20 protein-coding genes and 1 tRNA gene are annotated in these 24,638 nt (G+C 40.4%); 11 read left to right on the top strand and 10 right to left on the bottom strand.

The annotated features are described in order from the left end of the window. Window positions 1-49 precede the first annotated feature (49 nt). From IAE53_RS00210 to IAE53_RS00200, 3 genes are all read right to left on the bottom strand, one after another. A complete protein-coding gene (locus IAE53_RS00210; protein WP_148423235.1) occupies window positions 50-493 on the bottom strand; it encodes a chemotaxis protein in 444 nt (147 codons plus the stop codon). A gap of 9 nt (window positions 494-502) precedes the next feature. Then, window positions 503-3,166 (bottom strand): cation-translocating P-type ATPase, encoded by a 2,664-nt coding sequence (locus IAE53_RS00205; RefSeq protein ID WP_200135765.1) that lies wholly within the window; start codon window positions 3,164-3,166, stop codon window positions 503-505. A gap of 254 nt (window positions 3,167-3,420) precedes the next feature. Continuing rightward, a complete protein-coding gene (locus IAE53_RS00200) occupies window positions 3,421-5,268 on the bottom strand; it encodes a DUF2207 domain-containing protein (RefSeq protein ID WP_200135764.1) in 1,848 nt (615 codons plus the stop codon). 146 nt (window positions 5,269-5,414) lie between these two features. Here IAE53_RS00200 and IAE53_RS00195 point away from each other — a divergent pair, with 146 nt between their 5' ends. From IAE53_RS00195 to IAE53_RS00170, 6 genes are all read left to right on the top strand, one after another. Then, window positions 5,415-6,071 (top strand): YoaK family protein, encoded by a 657-nt coding sequence (locus IAE53_RS00195; RefSeq protein ID WP_148423238.1) that lies wholly within the window; start codon window positions 5,415-5,417, stop codon window positions 6,069-6,071. A gap of 431 nt (window positions 6,072-6,502) precedes the next feature. Further along, window positions 6,503-7,348, top strand: coding sequence for a MetQ/NlpA family ABC transporter substrate-binding protein (locus tag IAE53_RS00190; RefSeq protein ID WP_200136500.1), 846 nt, complete (start codon window positions 6,503-6,505; stop codon window positions 7,346-7,348). Window positions 7,349-7,393: 45 nt separating this feature from the next. After that, entirely contained in the window at window positions 7,394-8,233 is an 840-nt protein-coding gene (locus IAE53_RS00185; RefSeq protein ID WP_148423240.1) for a MetQ/NlpA family ABC transporter substrate-binding protein, read from the top strand. A gap of 49 nt (window positions 8,234-8,282) precedes the next feature. Beyond that, a complete protein-coding gene (locus IAE53_RS00180) occupies window positions 8,283-9,614 on the top strand; it encodes a M20/M25/M40 family metallo-hydrolase (protein WP_200136499.1) in 1,332 nt (443 codons plus the stop codon). Beyond that, window positions 9,611-10,699 (top strand): methionine ABC transporter ATP-binding protein, encoded by a 1,089-nt coding sequence (locus IAE53_RS00175; RefSeq protein ID WP_148423242.1) that lies wholly within the window; start codon window positions 9,611-9,613, stop codon window positions 10,697-10,699. Before IAE53_RS00180 ends, IAE53_RS00175 begins: the two co-directional genes overlap by 4 nt. After that, entirely contained in the window at window positions 10,696-11,391 is a 696-nt protein-coding gene (locus IAE53_RS00170; protein ID WP_010278514.1) for a methionine ABC transporter permease, read from the top strand. The genes IAE53_RS00175 and IAE53_RS00170 overlap by 4 nt, the downstream gene beginning before the upstream one ends. A gap of 34 nt (window positions 11,392-11,425) precedes the next feature. On the opposite strand, the gene IAE53_RS00165 is transcribed toward IAE53_RS00170, so the two are convergent. From IAE53_RS00165 to IAE53_RS00155, 3 genes are all read right to left on the bottom strand, one after another. Beyond that, complete coding sequence (locus IAE53_RS00165) at window positions 11,426-12,124, bottom strand: GntR family transcriptional regulator (protein ID WP_004915766.1); 699 nt, start codon at window positions 12,122-12,124, stop codon at window positions 11,426-11,428. After that, window positions 12,124-13,266, bottom strand: a complete 1,143-nt coding sequence (gene nagA, locus IAE53_RS00160) for an N-acetylglucosamine-6-phosphate deacetylase (RefSeq protein WP_010278509.1) — start codon at window positions 13,264-13,266, stop codon at window positions 12,124-12,126. Before nagA ends, IAE53_RS00165 begins: the two co-directional genes overlap by 1 nt. 136 nt (window positions 13,267-13,402) lie before the next feature. After that, entirely contained in the window at window positions 13,403-13,921 is a 519-nt protein-coding gene (locus IAE53_RS00155; RefSeq protein ID WP_200136498.1) for a phosphatidylglycerophosphatase A, read from the bottom strand. Between the two features lie 312 nt (window positions 13,922-14,233). Between IAE53_RS00155 and IAE53_RS00150 the strand changes: the two genes are divergently transcribed. From IAE53_RS00150 to IAE53_RS00135, 4 genes are all read left to right on the top strand, one after another. Beyond that, a tRNA-Gln gene (locus tag IAE53_RS00150) sits at window positions 14,234-14,305 on the top strand. 162 nt (window positions 14,306-14,467) lie between these two features. Then, window positions 14,468-15,214, top strand: coding sequence for an NUDIX hydrolase (locus IAE53_RS00145; RefSeq protein ID WP_200136497.1), 747 nt, complete (start codon window positions 14,468-14,470; stop codon window positions 15,212-15,214). Window positions 15,215-15,288: 74 nt separating this feature from the next. Then, window positions 15,289-16,449, top strand: coding sequence for an MFS transporter (locus IAE53_RS00140; RefSeq protein ID WP_200136496.1), 1,161 nt, complete (start codon window positions 15,289-15,291; stop codon window positions 16,447-16,449). 15 nt (window positions 16,450-16,464) lie between these two features. Further along, window positions 16,465-17,013: a folate family ECF transporter S component gene (locus IAE53_RS00135; RefSeq protein WP_200136495.1), complete on the top strand. Its 549-nt coding sequence runs from the start codon at window positions 16,465-16,467 to the stop codon at window positions 17,011-17,013. A 128-nt stretch (window positions 17,014-17,141) separates the two neighbouring features. On the opposite strand, the gene alr is transcribed toward IAE53_RS00135, so the two are convergent. From alr to IAE53_RS00120, 3 genes are read right to left on the bottom strand one after another with little or no spacing between them, the layout of a single operon-like run. After that, the gene (gene alr, locus IAE53_RS00130; RefSeq protein ID WP_200136494.1) at window positions 17,142-18,263 is read right to left on the bottom strand and encodes an alanine racemase; all 1,122 of its coding nucleotides are present in this window, start codon (window positions 18,261-18,263) and stop codon (window positions 17,142-17,144) included. A gap of 15 nt (window positions 18,264-18,278) precedes the next feature. Continuing rightward, on the bottom strand, window positions 18,279-19,616 hold the full coding sequence (locus IAE53_RS00125) for an NAD(P)/FAD-dependent oxidoreductase (RefSeq protein WP_200136493.1): 1,338 nt from the start codon (window positions 19,614-19,616) through the stop codon (window positions 18,279-18,281). Between the two features lie 42 nt (window positions 19,617-19,658). After that, a complete protein-coding gene (locus tag IAE53_RS00120) occupies window positions 19,659-21,752 on the bottom strand; it encodes a DNA topoisomerase (protein ID WP_200136492.1) in 2,094 nt (697 codons plus the stop codon). 199 nt (window positions 21,753-21,951) lie between these two features. Here IAE53_RS00120 and IAE53_RS00115 point away from each other — a divergent pair, with 199 nt between their 5' ends. After that, window positions 21,952-22,260 carry a PTS cellobiose transporter subunit IIB gene (locus IAE53_RS00115; RefSeq protein ID WP_200136491.1) on the top strand — a complete coding sequence of 103 codons (309 nt, stop codon included), beginning with the start codon at window positions 21,952-21,954 and terminating at the stop codon, window positions 22,258-22,260. 290 nt (window positions 22,261-22,550) lie between these two features. Here IAE53_RS00115 and brxL read toward each other — a convergent pair whose 3' ends face one another. Continuing rightward, the gene (gene brxL / locus IAE53_RS00110; protein ID WP_200136490.1) at window positions 22,551-24,635 is read right to left on the bottom strand and encodes a protease Lon-related BREX system protein BrxL; all 2,085 of its coding nucleotides are present in this window, start codon (window positions 24,633-24,635) and stop codon (window positions 22,551-22,553) included. Between the last annotated feature and the right edge of the window lie 3 nt (window positions 24,636-24,638).

Raw genomic sequence — 24,638 nt, 5'->3', positions numbered from 1 at the left:
ATAAGCACCATTCGATGTGGTGTTTATCCTCTTTTTGGTCTAGACCGATTTACATTTGTGAAGTCATTATTTTTGATACATTTGTCTGTACTTTGTTCAAATATTGGGCTTGATCAGCCTCAGATTGTTCATATTTAACGTCATCAATTGTTTGATCAGCTACATTTAGTGAGTCGCTCATCAGCGCTGTTGCCTGAGCGTATAATTCATAATTCTTTGCTAATGACTTATGCACACCCAAAATACGAATTGGGGCTTGTGCTGCGTTCAAACGAGCAGCATTCTCTTGATAACTCGTCACTGCGTCTTCAAACTCGGCTTTAATTTCAGCGAATTCTGCTGCAGGAATGTCAGTTACCTTGTTCTCTTGTTTCGCATCATCCAATTTAGTAAAAAATGGGGCGACACGATCAGCTGCTTCTTGTGTTGCTGTTAAAACTTGTTGCAACGTTTGTACGTAAACTTGTGCTTGTTTGGGATTAAATTTTGCCAATGTTCTCTCTTATCCTTTTTTGAAAATTGTTCGTTGAACCAATTTTACCAGTTCCACAATCACAATGATACTAATTCCCGCAACTAACACAATTGCCCATTGATAAGTATCCAAATGCGAAACATGGAACAAGGGGTTCAAAGGTGGAATCACAACAACAGCTGCCATGACTACAAGTGATCCTAATAATGCCCAGTTGAACATCTTGTTTCTAAAGGCCTGTGGTCCAAACATTGAACCATAAACTGATTTAACGTTAATCGCGTTAAACATTTGCATCAATCCGAGTGTCATAAATGCCATAGTCAAAGCATCTTGGTGAGCCAGATGGCTCTCCGCATGAACGGGTGCTGCCAAAGCAAAACCATACACACTCAACACAATAACAGCTTGCAAAATACCTTGCCAAATAATAGCAGGACCAACGCCACCAGACAAGAAACTAGCACCACGACCACGAGGACTGCGTTTCATCACACCCTTTTCTGCTGGCTCAATACCTAAGGCAATCGCTGGCAAAGTATCGGTTACCAAGTTAATCCACAGAATCATAATTGGCGCTAAGATATTCCAACCCAAAAGTGTCATCACAAAGATTGAAATCACTTCCGCTAAGTTAGAAGCCAACAAATACTGTAATGCTTTTTGAATATTAGCAAAGACCTTACGACCTTCCTCAACAGCATGCACAATCGTTGCAAAGTTATCATCAGCCAAAACCATATCAGAAGCACCTTTAGAAACTTCTGTTCCAGTAATACCCATTGCAATACCGATATCAGCAGCTTTCAAAGCAGGCGCATCATTAACACCATCACCAGTCATCGCGACAACTTTGCCTTTTTTCTGCCAAGCATTGACTATTTTTACTTTGTGTTCTGGCGCAACACGAGCATAGACATTGTAACGAGTGACATTTTCTGAAAATTCGGCTTCACTCATCGCGTCAATATCAGAACCAGAAATGACGGCAGTATCAATGTCTTTCTCATCCAAAATACCTAAACGAATCGCAATCGCTGCCGCTGTATCACGATGGTCACCCGTGATCATCATTGGTCGAATACCAGCAGCTTTTGCTTCGGCAACAGCCTGTGCAACTTCTGGTCTCTCTGGGTCAATCATGCCTACAAAACCAGTAAATACCAAATCATTTTCAACAACTTGTGTCGTCATCTCAGTGGGCATTTCATCAACTAATTTGTAAGCAAATCCTAACACACGCAACGCTTGCGTTGCTAGCTCAGAATTAATTCCCAGTAGTTTAGCACGAATATCATCACTCAAGTCAACAATTTGACCGGACATTTCAATTCGTGTGGCACGCTTTAATAATTCATCAGGCGCACCTTTGACTGTAATAATATAACCATTCGGTGCCGGATGAACCGTTGACATCAACTTACGTTCTGAATCAAAGGGTAATTCTGCAACACGTGGCATCTCGTTAAATAACTTGTCAATATCACGATCATGCTTCTCATTAAAGGCAATTAACGCCGTTTCAGTTGGATCACCAACTAAACCGTTTTCTGTACGCTTTGTATCATTATTTAATGCCAAAATATCAGCTAATCTGGCATACGTATCAGTCAATTCTCCGGTATTGTCAGCGTCTGAAATCTCAGCATCAACCACCAGCTTTTCGACTGTCATTTTGTTCTGAGTTAACGTTCCTGTTTTATCAGAACCAATAATATCAGTTGAGCCCAACGTTTCAACGGCTGGCAACTTACGAACGAGGGCATGACGCGAGGCCATGCGTGTGGTACCTAATGCTAATGTTATCGTCACAATCGCTGGCAAACCTTCTGGAATAGCGGCAACCGCCAAAGAAATGGATGTTAACAACATATCAATGATCGTCTCTCGACCACGCAACAAACCAACAATAAACGTTACCACAGCAACGCCTAAAATCAAGTATGTCAAAACTTGACCTAGCTTGACCAAATTCGTTTGCAATGGTGTTTTGGTTTCATCAGCCGCCTCTAACATGCCGGCAATATGCCCAATTTCGGTTTGCATTCCCGTACCTGTTACGACACCAACACCACGACCGTAGGTCACGTTAGTATTCATGAATCCAAGGTTGGTGCGATCACCCAACGGCAAATCACTATCTGCTAGTGTATCTGCAATTTTATCAACCGGTACTGATTCACCCGTCAATGAGGCTTCTTCAATTTGAAGAGAGGCAGATTCAATCAAACGTAAATCAGCTGGCACAATGTCACCAGCCTCCAGACGGACAACATCACCCACAACCAAATCCGTTGATTTCACAGACATTTCCTTGCCATCACGAATGACGTTTGCGTTAGGTGTCGACATTTCTTTCAACGCATTGATGGCATCTTCGGCCTTGGCTTCTTGGAAAACACCAAAAACAGCGTTGATAATGACAATGGCCAAAATGAAGATGGCGTCAACCAGTTCACCTGTAAACGCCGCCACGATTGCAGCAGCTAACAAGATAGCAATCATCAAATCCTTAAACTGGTTGATGAATTTCTGAACTAAACTGGTTGATTTTGCTTCGTTCAACTGGTTAGGACCGTTTGTTTCAAAACGTGCCTTGGCCTCTTGACCTGTCAAACCAGCCTTTGCATCAGTTTTTAATGCTACCAAAACATCCGTACTGTCTTGGTTATATAACGGCTTATCTGCCATCGAAATTCTCCTTATACGCTTGAGGTTAAGCTAAGACTAACAAAATGAAAAGACCCATGCAAACGCAAATAAACGTTTACATGAGTCTCACTGTTTAATGCTGAACCGGCGCATAGCGCGATATAAAACATTGCTGTTTTGCTTTGACGATTCAGCCACGAACATTTCGTCAGTTACTCCCTCAGAAATTAACTTATACATATAGTATAACAAATTTTTTGGAAAAATGTTGTTTAATTTATGCCCACTCGATGTTAAAAAGCACCACCACCGCCGCCACCAGCACCACCTGATGAACCACCAGAGAAACTGCCACCGCCACCGCTCACGTTACTACTTGATTGGAAGGCACCATCTTGATTGATACTAGTGACAAAACCATCACTCCAGTCGCTACCATACAAATAATACGGTACAAATAATAATGTATTATCAGTATCCCAATCCGTATCTTTCGCCCAGATTTTCATTTGATTAGCGACATTCTTGGCTTCCCCAAAGATGACTGCATAAGCTAAAATTTTATCCCACAATTGGACGTCTAGCACCTGCTTGTCTTGTAAGTGTGCAATATCATGTAACATCTTTTTAAATCCTTGCCACTGCCATTGTTCCTGCATACCGTCTGGTACAGTGAAGAAAATCGTTTTTTGTGTAGCAGTCAATAATAACGTTACAAGCGCTACAACGCTCTCAATCACAATAATGGCCCAGATACTCGACACTTGTGTTTGGTCAGCAATGATTCCTAACACAACTGCTGAAATCACTGATAATACAATTAAGCCACCCAACGCCATCGTTTTGGTATCAGTCGCTTTTTGGGTAGCAATTTTGTCAATAATACGTGTCTGTTGCTCTGCTTTGGCTAATGCTTGCTTGAAAGCGCCAATTCGTTTTCTAATACTTTTTGAAACTGGTGATTGTTTCTTTTTAAAATCACCATGACGGACTAAATCACGATTTTTGCCAAAAACCATTCTCACAAATGATAATTCAAATGGTTGCAAATCTTTTTCATCAGTTACTTGATAGGTAATCTCATCTGGTCGCTTCATGTCTTGATAAGTCATTGTTATTTTATGACGGGCCACTAAATCAAGCAACGTTGCCACGACAATTTTGGCGTCATCGGACTTTTCTGCTAATCGCTCAGAAATTAATGCCGGTCCAAGATCATTTGGTAAATCAAAGATATGGACCGGTTCACCAGCAGTACCGCTTTTTTGATTTGCCAAATTCTGTTGATAACGCACTTTTTTGTTTTGCCAAAATACGATAAATATTACTATCACAAACAGAATTGGTGAAACCAAAAAAGCAATAATCATCATCCAAAAAACAAATCTGTTATGTTTAACCACGATCGCTGCTTCTTGCTGGCTAATTAGTTTCGCACGTTTGCCAGAGCGACGTAATTGATTAAGCGGCGTCTGATTGCTGTCAAAATACATGTGAATTTCTAATGATTCATCTGCTGGAACAGTATCACTTGCAACAGTCACTTTACCTTGTGATTTATCCAGCTTGACATCCCCTTGCGCCCGGCTGTGTACCCAAGCTTTTAACTGCTTAGGTGATTTTTTAGGCAATTTAACAATCAACTTCGCCTTTTCTAAATCAACATCCCAGTCAGAAATTGGTCGCCAATTAATTTCTGCCACGTCGTCCCAATTTGTGACTAATCCCTTTAAAACATATTGATAAGTCACAACTAATTTATCATTTTCACGAACTGGATAATAAACTTTTTCTTTAACTGCGTTTGACGTCTTTGTTTCAACGTAACCGGTTTGCGCCGCACCTTGTCTTGGCAGAATGACTGTCGGCGTTTGACCGTTCACCGCAACTTTGATCGATTTTAAGCCACCCCAGGTCAGTGCTGACGCTTTTTTACCTGCTGCCAAACCTTCTCGCATAACCACGCCATGCATATCATCATCAAACGAATAACTCACCTGCTTAGTCACATTAGCGTCACCATTAGGCTGAATTGCAACTGTTTGCTGCCAATTAGTTATCTCATAGTCATCATCTGCTGAAACCTGTTGTATGCCAATCATAGCAAACAACAACGTCAGTATTAAAAATCGCCACTTCATCTCATTCTCCCCTAATTCTTTGTTCCCATTATATCAAAAAAGGCATTCACCATTACAATAATTGGAAAGCCCAATCATGCCTTGCCCAACATAATGTCAAAGTGCTAAAGTGGAAAGATACGCAACGACTATTTAGGGAGACAATAATGATTAGAACACAACACCCCATTCACGAACGATTACCTATTGGATTACTGCTAGCAATGAATTCTGGATTTGTTGATGCTTATACTTTTCAGTACCACGAATCACGTTTTGCTAGTTTACAAACCGGTAACCTCATACAAGCTGGCTTCAATTTAGCCCATGGACGCTTGAACGATAGCATGATTTTTATCTGGCCAATTCTGTTTTTCACAATTGGCGCCGCTTGCAATACAATTCTGAAAAAACAATGGCCTGAAGGACGTTTGTCCTCTCAACAGCACAGTATTCTGCTTGAATTTATCGGTATTACAGCCATTGTTACCGTGCACCAGTATTTGAGTAGCACATTTTTCATCGCATTTTTGTCTTTCTTTCTAGCCATCCAACTAGATTCCTTTCCTAAATTGCAAGGTCTGCCATTCACAAGTGTCATGTCAACAGGTAATTTGCGTAGTGTTGGTACTAACATCACTAATTTTTTCTACACTCGGGACAAACAATTTTTGAGCAATACTTTTCATTTTCTTTGGCTCGTCTTAGCTTTTTTGTTTGGCGCTTTCATTTCAGGATTATTGGCACAAGCATTAGGTACTTACGCCCTATTTGGTGCCAGTTTAATTGTATTGATTGTCTTTGGCTTACTGTTCAAAAAATAAAAACTGTTGACATTAGTTTGAATGGGATGTAATATTATCTATAACGATTTTTAGAATGAAACGAATTGAACAGGAAAGTAACAGTTTATCAAAGCCAAGAAAGCTAACGGGAGATGTGAGTTAGCGTGCGTGCGATTGTGAAAATGACCTGTGATTGGTGCAGACGAATCGGTTTACCGTTTAGTTTGCAACGATTTGGCCCCCGTTAACGGGCACACCATTCGGCTAGGATCATTTCCCGATGCCCGATGGTTAGTGAGCAACTATTTGGTAACAAGTAGTCCAAACTCAGAATGGTATCGCGCTTATGATAAGCCGCTTCTGTATTTTAAAGTACAGAAGCGGCTTTTTTGATTGACAAAATATCTTGTTCATCGCCATTCTAAAAATCAAGTATTATCATTTAGAGAAAACAGGGAGAAATACGTATCATGAGTAAAACAACTAAATGGCTTGTTGGTGGTGTAGCTGTTGTCGCTATTGCTGGCATTGCCTATGCTAGCTTTGGTCAAAAAGCCAAGACAAATTCAAAAACCGTCACCATCGGTATTATGTCAGGTTCAAAACAAGATGCCAAAATCTGGGATACGGTTAAAAAAACCGCTAAGGATAAGTATGGTATCACGCTAAAATTCAAAGAATTTACTGATTACTCACAACCTAACAAAGCACTTGCATCTGGTGACATTGATTTGAATGCCTTCCAACACTATGCCTTCTTAGCACAGTCAAACAAATCAACAGGAGACAAAATCGTGTCAATTGGTGATACTGTCATTTCACCAATCCGGTTGTACTCAAAGACATATACAAAAGTCTCACAGTATAAGTCAGGTGACACCATTTCTGTTCCTAACGATCCCAGTAATGAAAGTCGCGCGCTCTATGTTTTAAAAGCAGCAGGCTTAATTGATCTCAAATCTGGTTTAACCTTAGCAACGGTTAAAGATATTACCAAGAATCCAAAAAATCTCAAAATTAAAGAGCTAGCCGCCGATCAAACAGCTCGCTCACTCTCAGATGTACAAGGGGCAGTGGTAAATGGTACTTATGCCGATTCTGCTGGTTTAGATTATAAAAAAGCTATCTTTGTTGAACCCTTAAACAAAAATTCTCACCAATGGGTCAACATTATCGCTGCTAACAAAAAGGACAAGAACAACGCTACGTACAAGAAAGTTGTTAAAGCCTACCAAACAGAAGCCACTAAGAAAGCCATTAACAAGCAATATGATGGCGTTGAATTAGCCGCTTGGGACGCTGATTTTAGTAAATAAAGATGTGATTTGAGTCTAATCCATCACTGCTATGAGGAAAATATTATGAGTAAAAAAACAAATTGGATTATCGGCGGTATCGCTGTTGTCATTGTTGCTGGTGCTATTTATACGTTTGGTCATGGTAGCAAAAGTCAATCAAAGACCGTAACAATCGGCGTTATGGCCGGATCAAAGGAAGAAGATCAAATCTGGGATGCCGCAATCAAGACCGCAAAAGACAAATATGGCATCACTTTAAAAACAAAAAAATTCACTGACTATTCACAGCCTAACAAAGCATTAGCCGATGGTGACATTGATCTGAATGCTTTCCAAAACTATCCATTTTTAGCCAACTGGAACAAAACATACAAAACTAATATTGTTTCAATCGGTGATACTTGGACGACACCCCTACGCCTATATTCTAAATCATATAAGAAGACATCTGAATTTAAAACAGGTGATCAAATCGTTGTGCCAAACGATGTCACTAACGAAAACCGTGGCATTCATTTATTAGCTGAAGCTGGTTTAATTAAAATCAAAGATACTAATACGGCAACGCCAAAGGATATTACATCAAATCCTAAAAAACTACAAATCACACCAATTGACGCGTCACAGACAGCCAAATCGTTAGATGATCCCAAAATCGCTGGCGCAGTCATTAACACTAACTATGCTATTTCTGCCAAGTTAGACATTAATTCAGCAATTTATGTTGAAGGACTTAACAAAGACAGTGAACAATACTTTAACTTTATTGCCGCTAACAAGAAAGACAAGAATAACGCGACCTATAAAAAAGTCGTGAAATCTTTGCAAACCGCCGAAACAAAGCGTTTGGTAAAGAAGTTCTATGGCTCAGCTGAAATCACTGTTTGGGATTATAAGAAATAATACATGCGCTTTTGCGCGTACATAGTTGTTGCGGGAGGATTGATAATAGATGAGCATCAGAACACAATATTTAACACTTTTACATGATTTGGTTGCATTACCTAGTGTTTCAGCAAAACATGAATCACTACCAGAAACTGCTAAATTAATTGCGGACGCACTGCGTGGTTTAGGGGCTGAGGTGTTATATGATGATACCTACTTTGCACCATTCATCATTGGCAAATTGACCAGCGATGTGCCTCAAGCGCCAACAGTTATCATTTATAATCATTACGATGTTCAACCAGCAGAACCACTTGATTTGTGGCACAGTGATCCTTGGCAGCTGACAGAAAAAGATGGTAAGTTGTATGGTCGCGGTGTTGATGATGACAAGGGTAACCTGACTGCACGCTTAACTGCCGTGGCTGAGTATTTATCTGAACGTAACAATCAGTTACCGATTAATATTACCTTTATTATAGAAGGTTCTGAAGAAACGTCATCTCAGCATCTCGACGATTATTTGGCTAAGTATCAGCAGCATTTATCTGGCGACCTCGTTATCTGGGAATCGGGTGGTAAAAATGCCAACGAAGAAGTGGAAATATTTGGCGGTAACAAAGGCATTGTGACTTTTGATGTCAGCGCGACAACGGCTGGTCATGATTTACATTCGTCTTTAGCTGCTGTTGTCGATTCAGCTGCCTGGCGTTTGACACAGGCACTAGCCACATTGTACGATGACAATGGTCACATTACGGTAGCAGGATTCTATGATGATGTGACGCCACCAAACAGCCGTGAAATACAGCTAGTGTCTGCATTACCTCTGACACATGATGCACTAATTGCGCAACATCAAATCACTGTGCCGCTTTTGACTGACAAAACTGGGGATGATTTGAAGTCAACTTTATATTTTTCACCGACACTCAACATTGAGGGTATTGAAAGCGGCTACGTTGGTGAAGGCGTGAAGACTGTCTTGCCTGCCAAGGCATCAGCCAAACTTGAAGCACGTTTAGTTCCAGGAATGGATCCTGACAAAACGCTCCTTCAAATCAAGCAACACTTTCAAAACCGTGGCTTTTCTGATATTCTGGTGACTAAGACATTGGGGCAACCCGGTTATCGTAGTGACATGTCGGACCCAGAAATTTTACGCGTTATTGATGTCACAGCCAATTACTACAAAGCACAACCTGTTGTTATCCCAACATCCCCCGGTACTGGCCCTATGTATTATATTCATGAAGCATTGGGTGCCCCCATTGCCAGTTTAGGAATTGGTTATGCCAATACAAACGACCACGCACCAAATGAAAATATTCGCCTAGATGACTACAATCAACACATTGATGTCATTAAAGCACTAATTAGGAGTTATGAAAAATGACAGAAGAACCCATTATTAAACTAGACAATATCAATGTCACTTTCCATCAAAAAAAGCGGACGATCACAGCCGTTAATAATGTTACTGTTCACGTTAATCGTGGGGATGTATACGGTATTGTTGGTTATTCCGGCGCTGGTAAATCAACCCTTGTTCGCGTCATTAATTTATTACAAGAACCAACTAGTGGCTCTGTGATTGTGAATAACGAAACGTTTTTTCAAGCAACTGATGAAAATGCTAAAAAAACAATCATTGGTGGTAACGCTTTACGTGACAGACGCCGCAAAATCGGCATGATTTTTCAACACTTTAATTTGCTAAATGAGCGGACAGTCACTGAAAACGTTGCGTTTGCCTTGCAACACAGTCCATTAAAAGAGGAAGAAAAAAAGGCAAAAGTAGCAGAATTACTTGAATTAGTTGATTTATCTGATCGCGCTGATCAATTTCCTGCCCAACTCTCAGGTGGACAAAAACAGCGTGTCGCCATTGCCCGCGCTTTGGCAAACGACCCTGAAATTTTAATTTCTGATGAAGCTACTTCAGCTTTGGATCCTAAAACAACCAATCAAATTTTGGCATTACTAAAGAAACTCAATCAAGAATTTGGTTTGACAATTGTTTTAATTACGCACGAAATGCAGGCTGTTAAAGAAATTGCCAACAAAGTTTCCGTCATGCAAGACGGTGAAATTATCGAAAGCGGTTCACTATTAGAAATATTTGCACAACCAAAAGAACAACTCACACGTGAATTTATTGAAACGGCTACCAATATTGATAAAGCAATCGAAACAATTAGCCATGAAGCGTTGGTTCACAACTTAAAAGATAACGAAGTCTTTGCGCGCCTGTCATATGTTGGCGACACAACAGATGAACCATTAATTGCTGGATTATTCCGTGATTTCAATGTTACTGCTAATATTTTGTACGGCAACATTGAAATTTTGCAAGAAACGCCTGTTGGCTCATTGTTGGTTATTTTATCAGGCGAATCAGCACAACTAAAAGCTGCACTTGGTACCTTGCGTGACCACCATGTGACAGTTGAACTTATTAAAGGAGGCCAATCATTATGAACCAATGGTTTGCACATACTTTCCCTAATGTAATATATCAAGGCTGGGGTGGCGACACTGGTTGGTGGACTGCGATTGTACAAACACTGTACATGACATTTTGGTCAGCTATTTTTGGTGGCCTTTTGGGTCTGATTTTCGGTATTGGTCTTATTATTACCGCGCCAAATGGTATTGCACCAAGTAAAACTTGGTTTTGGATTTTTGATAAAATCGTGTCCTTCTTCCGTGCCTTACCATTCATCATTTTGTTGGCAGCTATTGCACCTGTCACCAAAATTATTGTTGGTACCCAAATTGGCACAACCGCAGCGCTTGTGCCATTATCTCTTGGCGTCTTTCCGTTTTACGCACGACAAGTTCAAGTTGCTTTATCAGAAGTTAGCGGTGGCATCGTCGAAGCTGCACAATCAGTTGGTGCATCTTTTTGGGATATTGTGTTTGGCGTTTACTTACGAGAAGGACGGTCCGAACTGGTTCGTGTTTCAACCGTCACTTTAATTAGTTTGATTGGCTTAACTGCCATGGCTGGTGCTATTGGCGCCGGCGGTCTAGGAAATATGGCCATTTCGTATGGTTATAATCGTTTTGCTACCGATACAACGTTAGTTGCAACATTGTTAGTTTTGATTCTAGTCTTAGTGGTTCAAGTCATTGGTGATATTCTTGTTAAACGACTCAATCATAAATAATAAAAAAGCTGATATCGTACAGATATCAGCTTTTTTAACGTGTAATTGTCATTTCAAAGCGCTCACCAACATAAAATGAACGAGAGTACTCAAACGGCATATCATTTTGATCATATGAAACTTGACGTACTGACAGAATTGGATCACCACGCTTAATATGAAGTAACTCTGATAAGCGTTCGTTGGCTAGACTCGCCGTAATTGTTTGCTCAGCGCGACCCGGATTAATGCCTGCCTGTTCCAGCGTTGCATACAACGATTGCGTTAATTGACTACGTGTAAACGCTTCAACTAATTTAACCGGCAAAGTTGTTTGTTCTAACAGAATAGGTTCATCATCACCCAAACGCAGCCGTTCCATCACCAATACTTCATCAGTCTCTGATAGTTGCAAATGCTCCATTTCCGAAGCAGAGGGTGTTGTTGTTTTATAACTGACAGTCACCGTGCGTGCTTGTCTTCCTGTGGCAGCCATTAATTCCGTAAAACTTGTGACACCCAGCGCACGTTCAGACACTTTCTTTTCAGCAACATAGGTTCCTGAACCAACCTTGCGTTCCAAAATGCCTTCGTCTACCAAAGTTTGAATTGCTTGACGCAAAGTCATCCGCGACACATCAAATTCCAGTGCCAAATCACGCTCAGCGGGCAAACGTTTTTGAGCTTCCCACTCGCCAGCTTCTATTCGTGACAATATTTGATTGTGAATTTCGATGTAACGCGGTTTAGCCATTAATTCTCCCTTGCGAAGCGACGACCAAGTGAGTATGTCGCTTGTAATTGCATGTCTTGATTAAAAATATTAAAATCAGCGTCTTTACTTGCTGACAAATCACCTTTTTGTGTCAAACCAAATTCCCGTGCTTGGTTGACTGAACTCATTTGCACAGCATCGCTAATATCCGCACTTGTAAAGCGTTGAATATTAGCAAAAGCATCATCATAGGCTAAAACAGAACCAGCCAAGTGACCATTTTCTAAGCGTGCCTGTTTGTCTTTAACAATTACTTTTTGTCCACCCAATTCTGATTCGCCATTACCTAATCCTTCGGCACGCATTGAATCAGTCACCAAATCAAGACGCTGTGCCCCCTTGACCTTGAAAGCTAATTGTAGCATATCAGGCACAACGTGGAAACCATCAGCGATTAATTCGCCTGTAATTGATTCTTCAAGCATGCCATGACCCGTAACACCGGGTTCACGATGATGTAGTGGTCGTTGTGCGTTATACAAATGTGTTATGTGAGTAGCACGGGAATGTCGTAACTGTTCACGAGTAGCATTAGAATGGCCAATCGATGGCACAATATGATGTTGCAACATGAATGCCTCAAAGTCAGGTAACCCACCATTTTCAGGCGCATAAGTGACTAAGCGTATTCGTTCGCCAGAAAGTGCATACCATTTTTTGAGTAACTCAGTATTTGGATCAATAATATACTTCTCAGGTTGGGCACCCATGAAAACTTTATTAATGAAAGGTCCCTCCAAGTGAATTCCTTGAATAACCGGATTAGTCTTAGCGACTTGATCGATTGTCTTCAACGCACGTTCAATATTTTCAGGTGATTGCGTCATGGTCGTTGGAAATAGTGAGGTAATCCCTTCTGTCACCATCTTGTTGACCATCTCGTTAAGCTTATCGGGATCGCCGTCCATAGTGTCTAAACCGTAACCACCATGTTTATGAACATCAATGAATCCTGGTACGACCAGTTGACCAGTTGCCTCGTCAATGACTTCATCGTCAGCTCGCGCTGTGAAATCAGCCATGTAGCCAACTTCCTCAATTGTGTCAGTGAAGCGCATGTAGGCGTCTGGCATATGCTTATAGCCTGTATACAAGTCAATATTCTTAATTAATTTTGCCATATCATCACGTGGTACGGCGTTTTGGACGCCGCAGCACTTTCCTCCTCTAGCTTTTATACTTTAAGTATAATTGGTCTAGACCTATTTTGCAAATATTTTCTATCCCTGATGATGACAATAAAAAAACACCTCAGTATTAGTTTTTGATTTCTGATTCGTTTTCAACCATTCCTGCCGCAAATTTGTGGGCTACCTTAGAAGCAGCAGCTGCAGCTAGAGCACCCACAATATCATCAGCAAATGTCGTCACTGCTTCGCTTGTTTTTCCCTTGCGATCAAGTTCGCCAACCAGTCCAACTTTTAGTTTGTCGATGTAGCCATAATTGGTCACACCAATCGTGTCAAAAGACATTGCAATGGCGGTTCCAATTGTCTCATCAACGCCAAATAAACCATCATCATGTTCAACTAAATCTTGCAGTGGTGCTTCTAATAAATGTTCTTCAGCCAAGCGATCTAATTCAAGTCCAACCCATACTTGGTGCTGAACAACGCGCTTATGTAAAATACTTTCCACCGCTTCTGACACTTGCTCAAGTGTCAAACCTGCCACGTATGATTGTTCATTATCAAAAGCAATTTGGGCGATATCTTTTACCGTAATATGGTGCTGTGCTAATTTTTTAATTGTGTTGTCGTAAGTTGCGTACTGCATGTGTTACCCCCTTCTATGTTTTTCTAGTATATCGAACTTTGATTTTGAAAGCTATCATGAAGACAAATGCTGTCACAACAACATTTTGATAATATCAAACTCCGCTAATTAATGTCACAAATGAAACGATTATTTTTTCATTATTCTAACTGAAAGGTTAATTTGCTGTGATTGGCGCCTATGATATTTTCAAAACCAGGACATGAAATTTTCATTTTTTTAATCACAATCGAATGCTTGAACAAAATCGCAATCGTTTCAAAAATACTGCTTGCAAAAGAGAGACATTTTCTGTAAAATATATAGAGTAATTGCCCCTTGGCCAAGCGGTAAGGCGGTGGCTTCTGGTGCCACTACGCGCTGGTTCGAATCCAGCAGGGGCAATTTCTAATAGGCAATCAACTTTTAGTTGGTTGCCTTTTTCATTGGCTCGTCATGCGTTGATAACACCATTGTTGTGACGTTCATTCAGTAAACTCAAGATCATGGTGACAGCTATTTCACCAAAAAATAAGATATAATAAGCCATAGGAGGTGTTCAAATTCATGCCAGAAATTATTTCGCGGCCAATTGTCACAGTAACCAACGTCATTTGGAGTTATAATTTTACAACTGAAGAAGTTGTGGTACTCTTAGCAAAAAAATCAGATGAGCCCTTTAAACATTTTTGGAGCCTTCCTGAAACATTTCTAAGGTCAACTGAAGATGCCGATTCAGCGGCGCTAAGACTCATTTCAGACAAAATTGGTATCCAATTAGATAGTTTCCATACTGAACAGCTTGCGACTTTTTCATCAGTGCTTCGCACTAAATCAGACCGTCAGCTTGCCCTAGCGTACATGAGTTTTTTGCCAAAAATGCCAGATTTGACACCAGGTGTCGGCGCTGTCAATGTTGCTTGGGTACCGGTCAAATCATTACATAGTCGCTTTTATTTAGTTCACCCTGAGTTCAGTATTAAATTACCAACCGCCTCACCAGACATTTTTTATCAGAACTTAACCGTTAATAGTAACCAATCACAATTAGCTTTTGATCATGAATTGATTATTCAAACCGCCATCACTCGTGTTCGCAACAAACTTGATTATGCGCCGTCAATTCTACGGATTCTTGGCGACACCTTTACACTCAAAAATGCACGTAAAATCTATGCTAATTTCCTCGGCATCTCAGAATTAGCAATTGATAATTCCAATTTTCGAAAAACACACGATCATCTTTTTTCTGAAACTGGTGCTGTTACCACAGTAGGAAAAGGCCGTCCAGCAAAACTCTACCAATTAAAGTAAAATTGACTTTTAATCAATAGCGTGATATTCTTAACTCCAATAAAAGTATTTAATACTTAAAAGGGAGTTTTTTTATGTGGTCATCTTTTACGCGCAAAACATTATTAATTATCGGTACTGCTTGGCTCTTTGATGCACTAGATGTGGCGTTGCTGTCATTTATCATGCCAATGGTAAAAACACAGTGGCATCTAGAAGCCACTCAAACAGGTCTATTGTCTTCTGTCACAGCTATTGGCATGGCATTTGGTGCCATATTGTTTGGTAAGGCTGCTGACCACTTTGGTCGAAAAAACGTTTTAACAGCCAGTCTTGTCTTGTTCTCTTTGGGCAATTTAGCATTAGCATTTTCACCCAATTATCACTGGTTTTTAGTTATTCGTTTCATAGTTGGTCTTGGTTTGGGCGGCGAATTACCTGTAGCCGCAACTTATTTGGCTGACCATTTTAAAGGAACCGTACAATCGCGCCTATTAATTCTAGCAGATAGTTTTTGGGCAGTGGGTTGGCTCATTGCATCCGTATTAGCATTCTTTTTTGCTAATAACCTTGGCTGGCGTGGGTTATTAATACTAACCGCCGTTCCGGTATTGTTTGCTCTGATCTTGCGCAGTAGGCTCACTGATGCACCAAAGATAGCCACAAAATCACCCACTTTAAAAACAAGTTTGATTGCTAATTTTAATTATCAAACTATTCTACTATGGTTAACTTGGCTAATGGTGATGTTCAGTTATTATGGCATGTTTATGTGGCTGCCGACAATTTTGGCTAGTCGTGGCAACACTTTAGTGACGGGATTTGGCTATACCGTTCTCATTACAATTGCACAATTGCCTGGTTATTTTGTTGCAGCGTGGTTAATGGGAAAAATACAAGTTCGTTGGGTCTTCATCATTTACATGTTTGGCACAGCGTTGAGTGCTTTTGCCTTTGGTCAAGCTGACGGCATACCTGCAACCATACTATTCGGCAGTTTACTCTCATTTTTTAATCTTGGTGCTTACGGCACAATTATTGCACTGACTCCGGTTCAATATTTGCCGGAATATCGTGGTACTATGACCGGTATTGCCCAAGGAATTGGCCGGTTAGGCGCCGTAATTGGTCCTTTGCTGGTTGGCTGGTTATTAGATTATCATGTGTCTGTTAATCATATTTTTACTATTTTCATGATGTCACTCTTTATTGGCGCACTAGCGGCAGTCTTTTTGCCAGATCGCCTGAATGCGTAAAAGGATGTTACAAGCATGTTGAAAGATTATTATACATTTAAAAGCCCAAAATTGACGATACAAGTGCTGACCATCGCAGCGTTGATGTTAGCACTTGATATCATATTATGGAAAATTAGTATTGGTCCTAGCTATTTTCAAATAGCATTAGGCTTTATTTCTATGGGTCTGATGGGCTATTTTCTTGGTCCGTGGTTGGCCGGCACAGTTGAACTGATGTCCGATTTTTTAAATAGCACCGTTTTCGGTGGTTCATCCACCTTCGCTTGGCAATTCTTAATAGGTGCTTTCTTAGGTGGCATGGTATATGGTGTGCTACTTCATGGTCGCAAATGGTCATGGCTTAACATCGTTGTCGCCCACTTAATTGTTCTTGGTCCCATTAGTCTTTTACTTGATACTACTATCGTTTCTTTTGTTTACCATATAGACTGGCACGTAGTGTTTATGACACGCGCTGTGCGTAACTTCTTTACATTTTTCATTGAAACATTTGTATTAATCAGTATACTCAAGGGCATTGCAGCCAATAAATTTTTAAGAGAAATCAAGCATAATTTGTAATACCATGGTCAATGATTTTTGCTATCAGCCTGAAAAACGTCACATTCCCAATTAGTTGATATTATTGTTTATCTTGATAGCTGCCGCCGTACTTTTTACCCAAGACTATTGTCTACTGCTTACCATGTTTATGGCACGATGATACGCTGCAAACGTGGCGCAAAATTATTCATCAGCGCAACAATACTAGCATCTGAATACTGAGCCAAATCAGACAAACTCACTGATTGAATGCCAACCTTGCCAATTAACGTCACTTGAACACCAACATTCACTGGCTTATCGACAAAAATCATCGTCTGGTCCATCGCCACACCACCAGCGATATGTCCGACTTGTCCATCAGCTATTAAAACGCGCATACCATCAGCATTAAATGGATAACCGTCTGAATGCCCAACCGGAATCGTTAATAACCACCCGTCGTGTTTCGCGCGATAATCTGCACCATATCCCACCGCTTCCCCAGCTTTAATCGGTTTGCTAAAAATAACTTCAGCCGTTAGTTCGAGCACCGGTTCCAGTTCAAACGGCATCGGCATGGTTGGTTCAGAAGAATCAATGCCAAATAAGCCCACACCTAAACGAATAATATCGGTATCGACTTTATCAGCGTACCAAGTGGCTATACCAGTATTAGCGAAGTGTTGTTCCTTTGGTTGTGCAGGTAAATTCTGCGTTAAACGTTGCCATTCTGATATTTGAAAATCAACATACGTCTCATTAGGTGTATCTGCCGTAGCAAAATGTGTCCAGAGGCTTTGAAATTCTAACTGTTTCGAATCAACTACTTCTTGGATTGCTAGCACCAATTGGTCACGTTCTTTGAAACCAATACGATTAAGTCCTGTGTCAACCGGCAACGATACTTTCAGGTGTAATGATGTATCAGCTAATACTTTGGCCGCTTGTTGAATAGTCGCTAGTGAACTAAATGCCAACGTAATATCTCTTTGTGCGGCTAATCGGACGAACTGCGGATCCGTCAGACCTAATACATCAATGGGCTGTTGATAGCCTAAATCACGTAATGCTAGTGCTTCATCCAGCATCGCCACGCCAAAACGAGTTGCACCAGATTGGCTACTCAACATCGCCATTTCTGGTAAACCGTGTGAGAATGCATTGGCTTTTAAGACAGCCATTACTTGTTGTGCATGAGCATGATTTTTGATGGCTGCCACATTGTGCGCAACAGCTGAGCGAGATAAGGTCACTTGTGCATGACGATGCAATGCTGCGTAATTCATATTGCCACACTTTCGTTAATAAAACGCGCCAAACTCGGAACCTAGTGATGGATAAGCATAAATATTTGCTTGCGTGTCTGCTAAAGTTCTTTTGTCGTTGATAGCGGTCACAAAATAGTTAATTAATTCTTCTGCTTCCATGGCAATGACACTGGCGCCAACAACCCGCCCATTTGGATCCAGTACTGTACGAATTCTGGCGTTGTCATGATAGCGATAGAAAGTAATGACTTGACTCATATCAACATCAGTGACACGATAACCTAGTTCTTCTGCTTCCTTAACTGATATACCTGTTTGCGCAATACGTGGTGATCCAAACACTACTGCAGGCATAGTCGGAAATGCAATTGGGTCAGTTATTTTTTGAGCTATAAGTTGTGCAACATAGCGTCCTTCATAATTACCTGTGGGCACTAACTTTGGCGCCGGACTACCACCCACATCGCCAACTGCGTAAACATGAGGATTGCTGGTTCTTAAATAGTCATCAACTGGAATATCAGCTTCACTATAGGTAATGCCGGCCGTTTCAAGTCCTAACTTATCAGCATTTCCGACACGTCCAGCTGTGACGAAAACACGGTCTGTTTGGAATTGTGTCCCATCATCAAGCGACACTAATAACTTTTTTGTGTCAGTTTTTTCAATTTTAACTACTGTCGCATCAAAATACCAATCAAAACCAGCTTCTTGCGTTTCAGTAATCCATTGTTGTACCAGTGTTTGATCGAAGTCACGCAACGCACTATGGCCATGCGTGACAACGCGGGTATGTGCACCTGCGGCATTTGTGATTGTGGCAAATTCGACACCAACATACCCCGCCCCAATAAAGGTCACATCATCTGGTAAATCAGGCAAATTCAAAAAGTCTTCACTGTCTTGTGTGAATTCAGACCCTGGAAAATCAAGCTTTTTAGGACGTTGTCCAACCGCGATAATCCAATCAGTAGCTTTAATCGTGTCATCGTTATCTGTTATGGATACTGTGTCAGTGTTTATAAATTCACTATGACCATATAACCGCGTTATCCCTGCTTCATCCAATCCACGAACTTTGCGTGGTTCGACAGCATCAACATAACCTTGCTTGTAGGTCATCAAGTCTGACCAATTAATTTTTGAGTATCCTTGTAAGCCACGTCCTTGCATGGCGGATTGACGCCTAATACCTTCAACGGCAGAAAGTAATATTTTTTTAGGATCACAGCCATAGTTTGGGCACGTACCGCCCCACAAATATTGCTCGATAATAACGACTGATTTTCCTAATGATTTAGCGGCAAATGCTGCCGCTAGGCCAGCTGGTCCGGCGCCAATCACGCCGACGTCATATTGATATTGTGCCATTTTTGCCTCACTTAATTTTTTTATTATTATACAATACAGTCGTTATTTTTTTGGTTTTGGATTAAGCTTAAAACCATAAAATGTATTACCTTTAAATGTTTGCTTGGCTAATTTGCCAACTGCTGTGTACGGCTTACCACGTTTAGATTTAGCAGGAAAACTCACTTCTGTCCCAGATAACAACTTTTGCAGTTCATCATCAGTAAATACGTGGCCACTCCATTCTCGAGCAAATGTAACTTCTTGTCCCTGCCAAGTACCAGTCATTTTTTCTGACACTTTTCTGGTCTTTCGAACTTTTGGTTTGGGTTTTCCTAATAAATCTTCTAAAGACTGCGCATTGTTGACCATAATTGGCAGATCATGTTCAACCACTTTAGTGGCTGAATCAAGTACTTGCGTCATCGTCATCTCAAATTGACCCACTTGATCCATCATTTCAAATAAACGCTTGGTAATTTTGGGTGAAGCAATCCAAGTATCTTTAACCATAATAGCGGAGACGTTACCTGTCTCTGTTAAGTCTAACTTCCCTCTTTTTTCAGATATCATGGCTTTAGTGCCGCGCGCCATTTCAGAAAGTGTTGCCACACGTGTCGCACCAGTACCGACGTTATGCTTTTCTAAGAATGCCATAATCCACTTCGTTGTTGGTGCTTGTGGTTTTGGATTAGCGCCTTCGTGCAAATAAGGCGTCGCGTCAGGTCCTAATTCCCCTTTAGTGGCGTTGTTCTCATCCTCTTCCCCATCATCAACTTTAATGGCTTTTTGAGCATCATAGACTAGTTTAAAGTTAAGTTCAATTGGCACATTGAATGCCGTTTTAAAGTCGGGATAATCTTGTAAATTAGCCGTAACATGATCATAGACATAATCTTCTGCTAACATTGCCAAGTAGTTTTTGGCCAATACGTCATATATGGCTGGTCCGCTAGCACCGTACTTTGATAATGACTCGGTTGTGTTGGGGACATTTTCACCTGGCCGATTGGCACCGTGCGCTCCTTGTGCTTTGACATGAGTTGAGCGTGGTGTCCGATGTGTTAACAGCGAGGGATCAATACCAACAACTGCCGCAATACGATCTACTAAAGGCAACAAATCATTAAATTGATCTGGCGTCACTGTTTTATCTTCGGTTCTTGGGTATGAGACGACTTGCGCCTCATACAATTTTTGATAAGTACTCAAAACTTCTTTAGAAGAGAAGCCGCGCGGGGCTAAAATTGACGCCAAGCCGGCTAAATCAAGTAACTTCCCTGGCGCTTGCGTACGGGTTTGGTGTTTTTCATTAACAACGGCACCGTTATGATATTGCAAAATATCTTGCTCTGCTTGTGCTTTCGTCGAAAAGCGCCATGGCACCACATCGCCTTGTGGTGTCACACGTCCAAAAATATGTCCTGCCGGATCTTTGAACTTCACCTCAAAAAATGGCGTTTTAACATAGTTTTTAATGGCTTCAAGTTGCTGATAAATACGCCAAACAATAACTGATTTCAGACGTCCTTCACGGGCAACAACTTGAAAACCAGCCTTTTTGGCAGAAGTTGTAGCAATACGGGTAAGTTGCATGGACGCAAAGTCCCAGCGATTGCGACTTTCTCCTTTGATGTACTCACCATCAGCCATTTTGTCAGACACATCACGTAACTGACGCATTGCTTTTTGAATGCCGGTCGTTGACTCATCCATAAAATTAGCACGAAGCACTTGTCCGTGCCAACTGATTGCGTCTAAAGCTTCCCAAGCAAGTAATTCGCCCTCTCCTGACGGATCAGTATCAGTGGCAATTATAATCGCATCAAAGCCTGCTTTAGATTCTTTTTTTAGGTCGTCAATTAGCTTTTTCGTCGACTCTATTTTGCCTGTTCTCAAATTGCGCTGTTTGATGTACGTACGTGTCCACGAAAAATCTTCTAATCGCCAAGGTAAATGTTTAATGAGCCATGATTTGTATTGTTTTTTGAGGTCTTCTGCCACCATTTGTTCTGGATCTTTGAGTGTCATCACATGACCACGCAAATTAGTAATGGTATAAGTAAAGTTGTCAAATGATCCTGATTTGCCGCCCAGTGCTTTACCAAAATTAGCGGCTGCGGATGGTTTTTCAGTTAGGATGAGATAATTAGGCATAGTAATGTGTGCGCTATCTTTCTAAGGTTAATTGACTCTATTTTAACAGATTGCGCAAGCCGTTGCCCTCTGCCTGAATTAACGCCTACTCTATTGTACGATTTGAATTTAGATAACGCTTATGCTTATGAAACAAAAAATAACACTTACTTTTAGTAAGTGTTATACTAAAAACAAATCAAGAAAGTAGGTCAATAAAATGTCAGAAATTCTATTAGTTGATGCCGCGGGCATGTCAATTTCAATGTTGTCAAATAAAATGGACCAATATAGTGCAGCCCATAATTTAGGTTACCATGTTGAAGGCATCGCAGATGCCGCTGCTGAAGAACATATTGCTCACGTCAAGCACGCCATTATCATGATTGCACCTCAAGTAAGCTACTTGTTTGATAAATATAATGACAAATATGGCGCCAACATTCCGGTTATTAACATTGAAATGATGGCTTATGGCACGATGAATGCTGAAAAAATTATAGGTGCAGCGATTGAGCAAATTGGCTAAATACAAAGTCAGTTGCCAATTGCATGTTATTACTAATAATATTAAAAGCAAGGTGCAACAGCGCTAATACTTTGTATCAATAAGTTGGAAATGGTCACATTTTGTCGGCTCCTTTTACCATCTTTAATATCACAAAGATCAACTCACTATACTTCACATCCTATTTTAGGATAAATCTCCAAAAGGTAAAAAAACTCTTCACTTCCAATGTTAATATTGCTTTTATTATTAAAATGACAAAATATCTGTTTACATTAACTACTTACTGATTAAAACTTACAGATAACCAATTATGCAACTCCTAATGCCTTAAAAACGGCATCTTCAACTGAGCTGTAAAAAAGAATGCTAAACGTACTCATTAGTTCAGGTGGCACATTCCCTAAGTCTGCAGCAGATGTCATTGGTAATAAAACTTTTTTCGCGCCACTATCATGGGCAACTTGTAACGTATCGGCAAGATCATCCAGCCGTTGTAAAGTGCCACCAATTGTTATGGTTCCAAGCACCACCAAACTATCAATAGTTGGCTTACTTAGTGAAATTGACGCTAAGGCTATCAGAGTAGATAAAGCTAGATCTCTCGTCATATCATAACCATTTAAATTCTGCACGTTTAATACATAGTCATGATTGTTAAGACTGATAGTGTTACTGATTGCACTGGCATTAGCTTTCAAATAATTATATGCAGTTTTAGTAGCTTCTGAAGCATCTTTACCTGACACGCCTGTGACATTATATTTTCCCGTTCCACCGCTCATTTGTGTTTCAGTCTTATATAAACTCAGGCGTCCACCAACGTCATGTGCCACAGAATAAATATGTCCTGGCATACCGCTCCCTTCAGGAATTAGCGTGGAACCTCCTTGTTCAGGAACAGGCACAAATTGTTCTTCAAAAGTTTCATTATCTATGTAGCTAAAATTCACATCAAAAAACTCCATGCCACCGATCTTCTTTAACTGCTCTTTAACACGACGGCGCATTTCAAGCGCAAAAATCAAGATTTCTTCAACATCGTCACGACTATACTGTTCATTTGGAAATATCAATTTTAACATGCCAGAAGCCGTTTTGACTACACCGTCTGAATCACGTTTAGCTAGTTGATGCCCCAATTTGAAAAATTTACTAATTGCATCCCCATATGATATTTTCCGCAGTTCTCTCATCACTTCTGAAAAATAATCTGTAATAAAGCCATAACCATTAGTAAAATGATCAGCATGATATTTTGGCATTTCCCATCCTGGCAAATACGCATGCATACGATCTAAAAATGCTGAGTCATTAGCCATGACATCTGGAAATGGATCAAATAAATGAGATGTGCGCATCACAACATCTACACTTTGATTAATGTTTCCTTCAAAAACCATTGATGCACTGGCAGCCTTTTGTTCTTTACCGCGCGCAAATGAACCAGAGGCCATGTAATCTTTCATAATTTGAATGCCATCCTTGTCTTTGAAGTTAATACCAGCAACCTCATCAAATGCCACAACATCCCAGAGACCTACTAATCCTATGGAACGAGAAGACATATTATAAAACAAATTAGCAACAGTTGTTTGACCACCAGAGACTAGAATAGAATTAGGAGAAATTTCTTTATAAACATGAGATTTTCCGGTGCCCCGAGGCCCAAGTTCCACTAAATTATAGTTATTTTCTACCAATGGCACCAAACGTAATAAGTGAAGTAATTTTTCACGATGCGACAATTTACTGGGTTCAATCCCAGTTGTTCTTAGCACAACATCAATCCATTCATTTTTTGTAAAATTAGCACGTCCTAGCTTTAGTTCATCTAAATTGATACTTGGCATCTGAATTGGTGTAATATTCTTTATAACAAATGGCATACCATCATTTGCTTTACTTTCTTTCTGATCGTAATCTCCTCTCAAGTCGTCCTCATGTATATATTCCATTTGAACAATCGCCCAGATACCTCCTCCAAGCAGCCTCTCATATTTAGATGGATAAATTGAATCCACTGGCACTCCACTCAACCCAAGATTCGAAAACTCAACTTCGTATTGATCAACACGGTAGTTCAACGAAACGGTTAGTCGGTCAATGATAGTATAGGAACCTTTTTCACGCAAATTTGAAATAACCTTTGTTGCCTCATCAGGTCGTACATAATTACGCGCTAAAATGTTCTTAACAGTTTGAATACCTTTTTGAATTTCTACTTCATCAGTTGAATTGGCATACATACCTAATAAGTACTCCAAAACATAAGTTGGTACATTAGCCCCTTCCTTGATAAGCTTTGTGAGATCCTTTCGTACAAACTTCCCAGGAAAATTCGTTTGTAATTTTTCAAGAATCGTTGTTTCATCTGTAAGTAGTTCTTCTGTCATTTG

This window comes from Leuconostoc sp. S50 (assembly GCF_016624925.1).
Taxonomy (GTDB): domain Bacteria; phylum Bacillota; class Bacilli; order Lactobacillales; family Lactobacillaceae; genus Leuconostoc; species Leuconostoc pseudomesenteroides.
This window is presented reverse-complemented; position numbering and strand designations above follow the sequence as displayed.